Source organism: Arthrobacter sp. YAF16 (genome assembly GCF_052113385.1).
Taxonomy (GTDB): domain Bacteria; phylum Actinomycetota; class Actinomycetes; order Actinomycetales; family Micrococcaceae; genus Arthrobacter.
On sequence record NZ_JBFRDC010000004.1, the window covers coordinates 55,220 to 68,316 of the forward strand.

6 protein-coding genes are annotated in these 13,097 nt (G+C 68.7%); all 6 read right to left on the reverse strand.

Translation table 11 applies throughout. From position 1 onward, the window contains the following. Positions 1-451 precede the first annotated feature (451 nt). Positions 452-3,094 (reverse strand): LuxR C-terminal-related transcriptional regulator, encoded by a 2,643-nt coding sequence (locus AB4Y91_RS10595; RefSeq protein WP_441418441.1) that lies wholly within the window; start codon positions 3,092-3,094, stop codon positions 452-454. Positions 3,095-3,154: 60 nt separating this feature from the next. Then, the gene (locus AB4Y91_RS10600) at positions 3,155-5,890 is read right to left on the reverse strand and encodes a LuxR C-terminal-related transcriptional regulator (protein WP_441418442.1); all 2,736 of its coding nucleotides are present in this window, start codon (positions 5,888-5,890) and stop codon (positions 3,155-3,157) included. Between the two features lie 225 nt (positions 5,891-6,115). Continuing rightward, positions 6,116-8,821: a LuxR C-terminal-related transcriptional regulator gene (locus AB4Y91_RS10605; RefSeq protein WP_441418443.1), complete on the reverse strand. Its 2,706-nt coding sequence runs from the start codon at positions 8,819-8,821 to the stop codon at positions 6,116-6,118. A gap of 19 nt (positions 8,822-8,840) precedes the next feature. Beyond that, complete coding sequence (locus AB4Y91_RS10610) at positions 8,841-11,510, reverse strand: LuxR C-terminal-related transcriptional regulator (RefSeq protein ID WP_441418444.1); 2,670 nt, start codon at positions 11,508-11,510, stop codon at positions 8,841-8,843. Positions 11,511-11,773: 263 nt separating this feature from the next. Then, entirely contained in the window at positions 11,774-12,361 is a 588-nt protein-coding gene (gene pth, locus AB4Y91_RS10615) for an aminoacyl-tRNA hydrolase (RefSeq protein ID WP_441418445.1), read from the reverse strand. Between the two features lie 100 nt (positions 12,362-12,461). Further along, positions 12,462-13,079 (reverse strand): 50S ribosomal protein L25/general stress protein Ctc, encoded by a 618-nt coding sequence (locus tag AB4Y91_RS10620; protein WP_441418446.1) that lies wholly within the window; start codon positions 13,077-13,079, stop codon positions 12,462-12,464. Between the last annotated feature and the right edge of the window lie 18 nt (positions 13,080-13,097).

Below are 13,097 nucleotides of genomic sequence, written 5' to 3' on the forward strand. Positions count from 1 at the left end.
TTTCCGTGCTGCAGACCGTAAAAAGGGAGCCGGCGGCGGCTGGGGGGAGAGCCTCGGTCTCAGAAGGCTCTGACGCCGCCGGCTCCGTCTTTGGGGTACGGCTGCCGCCTGCGGCACCGTACCGTTCCAATGAAGGAGTTCGGGTGTGGGAGGTGTCTACGCAGCCAGCGTTTCCGGTGGCTGCTGCGGTTGCCCGCGTTCCAATACCGCCCTCTAAATACTAATTTTAGGACTTTTTGAGTCGTTCCCGGGACTGACTTAAGTCAATCGCGGGGGCCGGATCTGCACACGAGTAGGATTTACCCGACTTCTCCCTCTTTCCTGGCTGCGGAACTACTTGGCCATACTCGTCCGGCGTTCGTGTCACTCGCTCGATACGCAGGCCACCGGGGGACGCCTGTAGCTGCGGGACTGGGCGCCCTCGATGCCTTGGTTACTGTCGGTCTGGAGGCTAGGGCAAATCAAGATCCTTTTGGATTTCGACGAGTTCGCCGCGGCGACTGACGCCGAGCTTCCCGAAGATCCGGTACAGGTGTCCCTCGACGGTCCGCTGGGAAACGGTGAGTTTGGCGGCAATTTCCGCGTTCGTGTCCCCGGCCGTCACCAGCTTCAGGATCTCGGATTCGCGGGCGGTCAACTCGGCACGGTGTTCACCTTGGGCGTTGCTCAATGGACCGGACATGCCGGCCGCGACCATCCGGCGGTGCACCTTGCGCTGCACGGCTGTGAGCTTCCATTTTTCCGGGTCGTTCTCCAGTAGTCGTGCGGCCTGCTGCGCGGCTTCGAGCGCCAGCAGCAGGTGCCCCGCGTTCACGGCCTGGTCGCTGAGCGCCGTGAGCGCCGTCGAATCCGCGGCCGTGACGGCGAGCGCGTAGGCCCGCAGCAGGCGCGCCTCCGGCACGTCGACGGCGCCGCTGCTGGCCGCCAGCGCCGCGGCGGCTGCAGTGTCCCCACCGCGGAGGGCCAACCGGCGGATGTCGGTCTCGACGGCTCTGAGCCCCTGCTGCTGCGCCTCGTCCGCGAGCCGGCCCAGCTCGCGGCGCGCGTCGTCCGCGTCCCCGCCGGAGGCCTGATCGGCGGCGGTACAGTAAGCCTCTGCGAGGAGCCGCAGTGTCTCCGGCGCCCGGTAGGCGGCACTGCGGAAGGCTTGCGCCTGCTCTGCCGCCTCGCCTGGATGCCCGACGGCGGAGGCGGCGTAGGCTGTCACCGCACGGGCGAAGGCGGACAGTTCCCAGGGGTCGGCGATCAGGAGTTCTTCGACGCCGAGCAGCAGCTCCGCCAGGCTTTCCGGGACCCGCCCCTGCCGCAGCCGGGAGTAGCCGCGCATCACGTGCAGCAGTCCGCCGCTGTACACCAGCCGCGGGGCCAGGTTCGAGGAATAGTCGTCCAGGACCGAAGCGAGTTCCTCCCACTCCCCGGCCCGGACCAGGCTCAGGCAGTACCGCGCCAGGACGTCCTCGTGGACGAGGGGAAGCACCAGGCCGTCCTCCTGCACGTCGCGCCAGGCCTCCCGGCCGAGACCCAGTCCCTCCAGCACCCGGCCTTGCGCGGTCCAGACCTCGGCCAGGCGCGACATCGCCGGGATACGGATTTCCGCGTTGGCGTCGGCGGCGGTGATCAGCTCCCGAAGCCTCTCCTGAAGCTCCGTGGTCCTGCCCTCCCAGTCCTCCAGCAAGAGTGCGGTGGCGAGGCCCACGCTTGCCTCCGCCCAGGCCGGCTCATCCGGGATGCCGGGAATCGGTTCCCCGGCGCCAGCCTCACGCGGCACATCGACGCCTGCCACCAAGTTCCCGAGCCGGGCAGCCAGGAGTGCGGCGAGATAGGACGCGCGGCCGTACCGCCACGGCTGCGCGGCCTCGAGAAAGTCGGCCGCCTCCCCGTGGCGGCCGAGGATATAGCTGGAATAGGCCAGCTGGATCCTGGCCTCCGACATGAACCGGTCCTCCTGGATCGCCCCGGCGGCCCGGATCGCCGTCGCGGCGTCCAGGCCCGCGTTGGCGGCCGTGGCAGCCGCGAGCAGCTCCGGGGACGCTGGTTCCGCGCCGGAATCCAGCGACCAGCGCACCTGGTTCAGGAATGCGTCCGGGTGCACGGCGCCCACCCAGGGAAGGGCCAGGAGGCTGGACCTGAGGCTGACACTCCGGCCCGCAGGGACGCGGCGGCGGATGATTTCGCCGATGAGCGGGCTGGCCGGCCTGACGATGCGGTCCAGGTCCCGCGAGACCGTGATGATTCCGGCCATTTCAAGGGCGTCGACGGCACGGGGGCTGCTGAACCGGAGAATCTGGCCCAGCGACAGGGGCCCGGCCAGGGCGACGATGGCGGCGGCGGTTTTTTCCTCCGCTGACATGGAACGGAGCTGGTGGTCCACCAGATCCGCTGCCGGGACATCGCCGAGGTCCGGCGGGGCCAGGAGGAACCACGTTCCGCGGCGCTTTCCGATCGCGCCCGTGTCCCGTGCATGGTCTATCAGCGACATCAGCATGAACGGATTGCCCGCGGTCATTTTGGCGAACAGTTCGCTCACCCACGGAGACACGTCCGCCCGCAGCACCTGTTCGCAGAGTTGGTGCACCTCACCCCGGCTCAGGGCGGCCAGGTCAAACTTCGAGATGAGGCCGTCGCCCCAGAGCGCCAGGAACTCCTCGGGGACCAGCGGACCAGGCCGACAGGCGGCGAGCAGCCGCGCCGCGCCGGTGGCGACCGCCTGCGCGATCAGCTGGATAGTCCCCCGGTCCAGGTGTTGGGCGTCGTCGATCACGAACAGCGCGAGGGCCGGCTCGGATCTGAGGCTGGCAGTCACCGCCCCCAGCACGGCCGCATAGGAATCGAGATCGTGGTCCGGCAGGCCCGCCAGGTAGGGCGTCAGCGCTCCGAAGCGGACCGCTGCGAGCGCCGGTGTGGCGGCGAGGCGGATCACCGCTCCCTGTGGCCGAAGCTCCGCCAGCACGGCCTTGATGACGACAGTTTTCCCGGACCCCGCTCCCCCGACAATCAAGGCCCCGGCCCTGCCCTCCTCGCGCAGGCAGTGGATCACGTCCCGGACGACGCCGAATCGGCCGATCAGGGTGGCCGCATCAGTCAGGCCTTCCACAGCGGGCCCCTCGCACCGTCGTCGACCGAGCCCCGCGTGCCGGGTCTGCCCCTGCGCCGGTCAGCCGATGCGGGCGCTGGCCGCCGGTGCCGAGATGACATCCTTCAGCTCCGATCGGCTCGCGACATGGAGTTTTGAGTACACCTGGTAAAGGTGGCCTTCCACCGTCCGGACCGAAACGTGCATCTGTTCCGCGATCTTGCGGTTGGATGTTCCGGCCGCCGCCCGGACAGCCACTTCGCACTCGCGGGCCGTCAGCGTGGAGGTGGTCAGCGAATGCAGGCCGTTTCCGGGGCTTCCGAACCTGTCATCGAGGGACTGTTCCGTGCGCTGCGAGATGCGGAGCGCGATCCGGTTCCCGGCTTCATTGGCGCAGTAGACCGCCCGCCGGGCCACGTCGCGGGCAAAGAGCGCGTTCCCGGCGGCATCGGCATCCTTGGCCACAGCCAGCAGCTGCTCGCTGGCGCCGTCCTTCACTCCCTCTGCCAGGCGCAGGCACAGCTGGGCGAACTGCCCGGTGACCTGGGCGGCGAGGCCGGCAAGCTTCTGGCAAAGCTGGCGGTCCCCGAGCCGTGCCGCCGCGGACAGGAAGAGCAGCCCGGTGGCCGGCGAGCCGGCGTCCGCCTCGCTCGCCGCCTCGGCGAGGAGGGTGCGGATGGCAGCTGCGCGTTGGCCGAGTTCAGCCAGCGCGCAAAGCTCAAAGTAGCGCGTCACCCGGCCAACCAGCCAGGAACCGTGGCGTTGCGGCTGCGCCACTTCGGCGAGCAGCAGGCTGGCTTTTTCCTCGTCGCCGGCGAGCCCTGCCGCATAAGCACATGCGGCCGTGGCCAGGCCGGACAACCCGTCGGGATCCTGGGTCCGGAGCTGCCACATCCCGGCCTCCAGCCAGGGAATGGCGCTCTCAAGGCGCCCGGCATGAAGATCGATGACACCCTGGCCGATTTCGAACATCCCCCCGAGGCGGGCGTGCGGCTCGGCCGTGCCGGTCGCGGTCGCAATGAAGGCAGACGCCTCCCGGAACTTCGCGGAAAGGAGCAGGAGCAGCAGGAAGCGTCCCCTGATGTCGCGCACGGTGGTGTCTGCCAGCGGGACGGTCGCGGCCGCCGCCATAATCTGCTTGCCCAGCGCCATGGCGCCGAGGACATTTCCGCTGACGGCCATGGTCTCGCAGAGCAGGCTCGCGGTGAGAATGCCTGTTTCGCTGCCCAGTTCGGGGTCAAGATCGGCACGGACTGCCAGAACGTCGTCATAGCGGCCCTCGAAGGCGGCAAGTTTGACTTCGGCGAGGCGCAGCTGCCCGCGGGCCCATTCCAGTTCGGCCGGATCTTGCGCGGGCTGCCCGTAAAGGCGCTCGCGGACCATCCGCAACCTGGCCGGGGCTTCGGCTGCGGTGGCCGCGCTCCGGTGGTCCAGCTCGGCCCGAAGGAGCTGCAGGGCGACCCACTCGGTCAGCGGGTACTCCTCGGCGGCAGAATCATCGAGTCCGTGGAGGATCCGCCGCGCGGACTCGTTGTTGTTGAACGAGATATGGGCCTTCACCGTTTCGACGACCGCCCCGGCGAGCGCCCCGCAACCATCGATTTCGTGGATGAACCTCAGCGCCGAAGTGGGATCCGAGGCGTTGTTGGCCTGGCGTGCGGCCGCCACGGCGGTTTCCGCGCTGATCCGCTCCCCGCAGTCGAGCGCCCAGGCGAGGTCCGTGGCTCCGCCGGCTTTGGCCTGTTCGGTGTCCGACAGCACGGCCGTGAGCCGGCGCCGGAGTTCCGCGCTGCGGCCCGGAGGGACCACGCTGGCGACGATTGACGCGGTGACCGCGTTGGCGACACTGACCATCGGCGGGTGGTCGTGGCTGACCTGGATCAGGGCGCGCTCCTGCAGGTTGTCCATGTCCTGCGGATTGAAGATCCTCATGAGCGTCTGCAGCGGGACGGCGCCGGCGAGCGCCAACAGTTCGAAGACGTCGCGCTGGCCCGGGCTGAGCCGGTTCAGCCGGGCCTTGACGACGTCCCGCACCTCACCGGTCAGCGCGATTGGGCGTCCGTCCAGGATCCACGAGCCGTCCTGCCGGACGACGGTGCCGAGCTTGATCTGCTCCCGGGCCAGCGAATGCAGGAAGAGCGCGTTCCCTCCGCTGGCAGTCCAGAGCGCCCGGGCGGCGGAATGCGAGAAGTGTCCCCCATACTCCTGGTTGAGCGTGGCCGAGGTCTCGGCGAAGTCGAAGGGTTCCAGGTCCACGCGGCGGAGCAGGTCGTCCTTCCAGAGCCCCATGATGTCCCCGCCAACATGGTGCAGGTCCACGCTGGCGGCGAGCAGCGTCACGTGCCCTCCGGCGCTGAGCTGGGCCACCATCATGCAGGACAGGTCATCCAGGTCGTGGGCGTTGTCCACGAACAGGACGACGCCGCGGCCCTGGGCTTTGGTCTGCAGCAAGTGGGTGAGTCCGCGCAGCACCATGAGGGGGTGTTCCAGGTGCGAGGCATCGAGGTCATTGAGGAGTACGCTCAGGGCGCCGTAGGGCAGCTTTGAGGCTATGGAACTCCCGCGGACCTGGACAACCAGGTAGTCATCGCCGAGCTGTTCGAGGGCGCGCTGGGCGATGAAGGACTTCCCGGCCCCGTGTTCGCCCACGAGCACGACGCCGCAGCCTGCTCCTGAGGTCAGGGTTTCGACGATCTCCGAAACAGTCTGTTGTCGGGTGAAGGGCTTATCCTGCCGTCCCTGGGTTGGCCGGTGTATTGCTAAGAGCGCGTCCGTTTTACCGCTGCCAGCAGGCACGCCGGCTTCTTGCTGAAACATGGGAGAGACCTTCGCAATCAATGTTTAACCAGTGATATCTCCACGGTATGGACTACCCCGGGCAAAGGCATCCGTAGGTAGTACTCGATTGCGGTGCGGGTATCGATCCCGGGTCTACGTGGCTGTACTCGGAAACCCCGAGGCGCCCCCGGGCCGCAAACCAAGTAGTCGCCGGCGGTCTACGAGTGCCGCCGGTGTGGTGCGCTCCGGCGAAGCAGGAAACACCTACTCCCCGGCCACCCTTCGAAGTTCGTCGCGTCCGCTGATGTTCAACTTGGCGTAGCTGCGGTACAGGTGGCCCTCAACGGTCCGGACCGAGACCTGCAGTTCCGCGGCGATCTGACGGTCGCTCAGGCCGCGGACGGCCAGCGCCACGATGTCGCGTTCCCGGCGGGTCAGCAGTCCGAGCGTGTCGTCCGGCCCGGCGGGTTCCTGCCCCGGCAGGCTCTCGGCACGATCGCGGCAGCGCTGCTGCTGCGACACTGCCATCCGCTCCCGCAGCGTGTCGCCGGCGGCGTGGTAGGCGCTCGCGGCGGCGCCGTACGCCAGGCCCGCGAAGCCCCAAAGTTCGGCTTCCTCGCAGCTCTTGGCGGCGTCAATCAGCTGCGCGGGCTGCTCCGTGCCGAGCGCCTCGGCGTAGCCGCAGACGGCCGCGGCCCGGCGGCCCTCCAGTACCGGCTTGAGCTCCCGCAGGCGCACGGCGGCATCCGTATCGCCGAGGGCCAGCCGGAAGGCCAGGGCGTCGAACTCCAGTCCCGCGGTGTCGCCGGCGCCGTCGGGCCTGCCCAGTTTTTCCAGCTCCTCCGCCGCGCGACGGTGGCCGCCCAGCCTGGCTTTGCCGTACACCACTGCCATCTCGGAGAGCGTCCGCAGGTACCTGGAGACAGCCGGCCGGGCGGATTCGTAGTCCGCCAGCAACCCTGCGGCTTTCTCCGTGGCGCCGATCTCGGCGGCGGCGGCGAAGGCCATGGCCGCCGTCAGGGAAAACAGTTGCTGGGGATCCGCGACCCGCAGGGCCTCAAGCGCCGCACGCAGCGTCCGTTTGGCCTCCGCCGCCTTGCCTTGGTAGAGCAGGATGATGCCGGTGGCCGCGTGCACCCCGCCGCCGAACGAGATCAGGCTTGGTCCAAAGGCCGCCACGAACCCTCCAAGCAGGCTTTCCGCCGCGGTCCAGTCCCCTGCGTGGATAGCCGCTGTGACGGCGCGGACCACCAGGAAGTCGGAGAGGAAATACAGTTCGCCGTGGTCGGCCCCGGCTGCTTCCAAGGCTGCCGTGGCCGCCGCGAAGGCGCTGTCAGGTTTGCCCTGAACCAGCAGCTGCTCCGACTGGAGCGCCAGGCTGAAGGCCCTGTCAAGATTGTTGGCGGCTGGCGGCCGGTCATCGTCGCCGCCGGAAACACTGCCGCCGGTTTCACGGTCCGGGGCTCCGGCAGCCGCCGCGCTCTCGCCGTAGCCCGCGAGTGCCAGGACCATGCTGCGGATGGTCCGCACCCGGTCGCGGGTGGCGGTAAGGATGCTGTCGGCGTCGCCGGGGTTCTCCGCGGCGAGTCGCTCGCCGGCGCGCAGCAGTGCGTCAGCGCGCTTAATGATGTCGGCCGGGGAATGGCCCAGCGCGGAGAGGACCGCCGCCCACAGCAGGGACCCGGTGAGCAGGCTCGTCACCGTGCGTCCCTTGGCGAAATCCGCCTCCAGGATGTCCCGGGCAGAGGCATGGTTGGAGGTGTTGTAGTGCGTGCGTGCTATCACCGACCGCGCCGCGATCTGCAGCTCCGGGTCCTTGACCTGGGACGCGGCCTTGCGGGCGAGGTCGTCCTCGAAGAGCCTGCTGGCGAGCACCGCGGCCCGGAGCAGCTGCCGGTCCTCGACCTCGACGCCGCATTCCATCGACCAGCTCACGTGCCGGAGGAGGCCCTCGGCCGACGCCGGTTCCCGGTCCATCAGCCGCAGCAGGCTCTGCCGGAGCTGGAGGCTGCGTGCCGGGGAGATCAGGTTCCGGAGAGTGTCGCCGTAGACCGAATGCCACAGCCGCAGTTCAGGCTGGGGGGCGTCCGAAACCCGGACCAGCTCCTCTTCGATCAGCCCCGCCACGGTGGCTTCGTCCACCAAGGCTTCAATCAGCGTCCGGGACACCGGCTCGGCCAGCGCCACAAGGTTCAGGGCCTTGCGTTCGTCGGCCGAGCGCCGGAGCAGTTGGCGCCGGACGACGTCGGTCAGCCGTTCGCCGTGGCTGTTCAGCGGGCGGGTGAGCAGCCACACCCCGTTGCGCTGGAGCAGCGAACCGTCGTTTTTTGCGTCGTCGACCAGGCAGCTGAGCAGCAGCGGGTTGCCGGCGGACGCCTCCCAGAGCACCTCGGCGACGCTGGGCAGGACCTGGGGACCCAGCTGGTGCACCAGGATTTCGGTCGTTTGCTCCCGGGTGAGCGGACGCAGGTCGTGACGTTCGGCAATGCCCTCGAACCAAAGCTGGAGGAGCGGCTCCGGCAGTCCCGGGCGGGCCGCCGCGCTGACGAGCAGTTTTGCCCAGCCGGCGGCGGCGAGTTCCACGAGGACACCGGCCGTCGCCTCATCCAGGTCATGGGCGTCGTCGACAATCAGCAGGAGAGGTTTCTGGGTCGCCCGCCGCTGCCCCTCGAGGTAGCTCCAGAAGATCCGCAAAACGGCCAGCTGGGAGGTGGCGTCCTCGACGGGCAAGTCGACGATGAACGGCGCCAGGACGCCGTACGGCACGTGGCTCAGGGCCGGGCTGCCGTGCAGGCGCACCGGCGTCACCTCGCCGCTGAGTTTGGCCGCGACGGCCTCCATCACCGTTGACTTGCCGATCCCGTGGTCCCCGAGCAGCAGCACGGCGACCCGCGTGCCGCCCTGGAGTGCCTCCACCGCGGAGCTTACGTCCTCCGAGCGCCCCGTCAGGACGCGGTTCTCCTCCTCCACAGGCGTTTCCGCCCGGGCCCTAGATGAGTCCAAGCAGATCACTCCGCGAGGACACCCCGAGTTTCGTGAATACCTGGTACAAGTGCCCCTCCACCGTTCGAACCGAAATACCCACTTCCAGGGCAATGTCCTTGTTGGAAACTCCATTCCCGGCGAGGGCCGCAATTTGCCGCTCCCGCTCCGTCAGCAGGGGCCCCTTGGTCCGGGGAACGATTGGCAGCGCCGGCACCGATTCGGACAGGACCTCCAGCATGTTGTGCGCAGCAGTCGCGGTCCCCGCCAGCCCGGCCGCCTTGGCAAAGTCGAACGCGAGCGCCGCGCACCTGGCCTGGACGGCGTCGAGCTCCAGCGCGGCCGCCTGTCCGGCGGCCTCGAGCATCACGACGGCGTCCTTCTTCCGGCTTCCGACCGCCACCACCCGGGACAGCTCCGCGAGCGGGCCCTGCCGGAGCGCTGCGATGTCTTCCATGAACTGGAAGTCCTTGACGCTGCCGTTGACCGTGGCGCCCAGCATGCAGATCCCGGCCAGGGTGTAGCGGCCGTTGCGGAAGTGCCGCTCGGCGGCGTGAACCAGCCGGTCTTTCGCTTCGGGGTCGCCCAGCCACCGGGAGGCCATATCCATGCAGAACTCGGTCGAACTGCTGACCACGAAGCGTGCCGGCCCGTCGGCGGAGCGTGCGCGGTCCAGGTAGACGGTGGCCTGCACTGAATTGCCCGTCTGCGCGTACGCAAAGGCCGTTGCGGCGTAGGCCTGCCGCAGCGCATGCAGGCTGGTCCTGACTTCAAGCTGGGCGATCGCGGCCAGCAGCGGGTCAAGGGCCAGGTAGCCCCGGCCCGCGTACACATAGGCGAGCCCGACGGCGAGGTCGGTGGCGGCGCTGCCGGAATGCAGGCCGTGCCCGGCACGCCCGCTGGCGTCCTTGAGCATGTCGATGCTTTGGCGCCACTGGCCCGAGAGCAGCAGGACGTTGAAGGCCCGCCAGGCGAAGTTCTCGCGGATCCGCGGGACGTTGGACCAGTCGCCCAGCTTCCCGCCGATCTCGCGCATCAGCTGGCGGGCCTCGAGTTCCTTGCCCGTCACGCAGAGGGCTTCCATCAGGATGATCGAGGTCCGGAGCCGGTGCACCGGGTCCAGCGCGTCGGCGTCGGCGGCCGTGGCGGCGGCGCGGAGCCGGTCCATCATCGGCTCGTAGTCGCCGATAAAGGACAGGTAATTGAACTCGCACAGGTCCAGGCACAGGCCGGCGCGGGCCAGTGCTTCAGCGCCGGCCGGCGGGTCGCCCTGCCGGAATTCCTGCAGCCGCAGCCGGGCCTGCCGGATAAGCTCCGGCACCTTCCCGCTGCGGTCCTCCAGCCACGCCATGCAATCGGCCTTGGCCGCAACCAGCTCGGCGAAGGTCTCCGGCTCCAGCCCGTTGATCTGTGCCTCGGAAATGTCGTCGAGCGCGGACATCGCTTGCAGGGGAAGCCCCAGCTGCAGGTATGCGGCGGCCTTCTGCAGTTGCCCGGCGGGCCATTCGCCGTCGCCGGAGCTGATGCTGCCGGCGCACTTGAGCGCGAACTTCGGGTCGAAGAGGCGGACAGCGGCCTGGGCTGCCGCCAGCGCGTGGGCCGGCGCCAGCTCGGCGTGGCAGTCGTGCGTCCAGGCCGCGTAGGCCAGCAGGTCCTCGACGGTCAGTTCCGCCAGTTCATGTTCCTGGTGGCCGGGAACCTTGTCGCGCAGCTCCAGCCGGCGCTCGACACTCAGCCAGTTCCGGACGATGTCGCCCAGGTACCGGTCCCCGAGCGTTACGAGGTGCTGGTCGGTGCGGTCGACGACGATCTGCCCGGCATCCTCCATGTCAGCGATGAGTCCCGGGCCGTACATCCGGGCAAGCCGGGACAGGGACATGCAGCGTGCGCAGGAAAGCACCTCGATCACTTCCCGCGCCTCCGGCGATTCCCTGGCGTACCGGGCCCTGACGATGTCCTCCAGCGCCGTCTTCCCGTCCAGCACGACCTCGTCCACCAGCGTCCACACGGAGCCGGACAGCACCAGATTGCCGCGTTCGATCTGCTCCGACACGACGGCCTGCAGGAGCGTGGGGCTGCCGCCGACGAGTTCGTGCATCTGGCTTGCCAGGGCGGTTGAGACCCGGTGCCCGAGCGCGGCCTGGAGCACTTCCCGGGTTTCGATCTCGGTCATGGTGTCGAGCCGGACCTCGGCGAGCTGTCCGGAGGTGATGAGCCAGTAGAAGTCGGGCGGCAGGTCGGTGGCGCGCTGTGCGGTGGCGACGAGCCTGGCCGTTCCGGTTTGCAGCAGGTTCAGCAGCACCCCGGTGCTTTGTTCGTCGAGGGAGCCCGCATTGTCCAGCAGGATCACGCACTTTCGGCCGGCGGCGTCGTTGCGGATCAGCGAGGTGATGCCGTGCAGGATCGCGGTGGGCGATCCGAGGGCGCTTTGCGGGAGCCGGGCCAGGGTGAATGCGAGGCATCCGTAGGGCGTGGCGGAGCCGGACCCGGAACTTCGGAGCTGGAGTGTAAAGACGTCCGGACCGAAGCCGGCGAGGGCACTGCGTCCGACGAGGGATTTGCCGACTCCCCGGTCCCCCGTGATGACCACACCCATGCTGTCGGGCGCGGTCAGGGCGGCCCGCACGCGGTCGGCATCGGCGCCGCGTGCCAGACCGGACCACGCGTGTCTATTCACCGGCCCCGCGGCCTCTCGAACTTCGGCCGGTGCCAATGCAGTGGAAACATTCCCCCAGCCCAGTGAATCCCTCGACATCTAGTTTCCTTCGTACCGCTGTGCGGACGGCAAACCTGAAACCGTCCGCCTAGAAGTAGCGTAACCCTATCCCCCGACAAGTAGACAGATCATAACGGCAAGCCGGGACGCTTGGAAAGGAAGACCGGCCCTTGAGACGGGGCGGGTGTCACTGGGCTCCCGCCGCCTCGGCAGGGCGAGGGCGGCTACTCGGCTTTCGCGGGGTGGAACTTTTGTTGGGCAGACTGGAGTCCGTCACGGACCAGTGCCTCCACCGCGTCGGCAGCCGCGTCGATCAGGAACGGGAGTTCCTTCTTCTCCGGCGCGGCGAAGTCCCGCAGCACGAAATCGGCGGTGTCCATCCGGCCGGGCGGCCGGCCCACGCCCACGCGGACCCGCAGGTAGTCCTTCGTGGCCAGCGCCTTGGAGATATCGCGCAGCCCGTTGTGGCCGCCCTCGCCGCCGCCGATCTTGAGCTTGACGGTGTTGAAAGGAATGTCAATCTCGTCGTGGACGGCAATGACGCGGGCGGGCTCGATGTCGTAGAACTTCGCCAGCGCGGAGACCGGCCCGCCGGAGACATTCATGTAGCTCAGGGGCTTGGCGAGCACCACGCGGGGACCGCCGATACCGAGCCGGCCCTCGAGGACCTGGGCGCGGGATTTGTGCGACTTGAAGCCGCCGCCGACCCGGTGCGCGAGTTCATCGAGCACCATCTGACCCACGTTATGCCGGTTGTGGGCGTATTCGGCACCCGGGTTGCCGAGGCCTACGATCAGCCAGCTGTCAGTCATGGATCAATCCTTCTTGGGGCGTCGGGCCAGGTGCGGCGGGGGGCGGAGACGACGGCGGCCGGGCCCCGTCGGGACCCGGCCACCTGAGAATGCGCCGGAATTACTCGGCGGCAGCCTCGGAGGACTCTGCGGCTTCGGCGGCCGGAGCAGCCTCTTCCGTGGTCTCTTCTTCCTCGACGATTTCGACGGCTTCGGAGATGTTGACAACCAGGGCGTCCGCGTCTGCCAGCAGGAGGGTGCCCTTCGGCAGCACGAGGCCGGACGCGTGGATGTGCTCGCCGGCGCCGCGGCCTTCGATGCTGACCTCGACGGCGGTCGGCAGGTGGGTTGCCTCGGCCTCGAGCGAGACGGTGGTCATCTCGAGGTTGTGGACGTTGCCCGGGGCAACGTCGCCGGTGACGTGAACGGGGACGTCAACGGTGACCTTCTCGCCCTTGCGGACGGTCAGCAGGTCGAGGTGCTCGATGATCTGCTTGATCGGGTTGCGCTGGATGTCCTTGACCAGGGCGAGGTGCTCTTCGCCGTTGATGTCCAGGGACAGCAGGGCGTTGGCGGTGCGGACGGCCAGGGTGGTGGCCTTGGCCGGCAGGGTGATGTGGATCGGCTCTGCGCCGTGGCCGTAGATGACGGCCGGGATCAGGTTGGCCATGCGGGCGCGGCGGGCGAAGCCCTTGCCGAATTCGGTGCGGACTTCTGCTGCGAGCTTCTGCTCAGACATGGATATCTCCTCTGGGAC

Bases quoted from the DNA above. Each gene is read 5' to 3' on its own strand.
- pth (WP_441418445.1), bottom strand. From the start codon at position 12,361: ATGACTGACAGCTGGCTGATCGTAGGCCTCGGCAACCCGGGTGCCGAA.
- AB4Y91_RS10620 (WP_441418446.1), bottom strand. From the start codon at position 13,079: ATGTCTGAGCAGAAGCTCGCAGCAGAAGTCCGCACCGAATTCGGCAAG.
- AB4Y91_RS10600 (WP_441418442.1), bottom strand. From the start codon at position 5,890: ATGTTTCAGCAAGAAGCCGGCGTGCCTGCTGGCAGCGGTAAAACGGAC.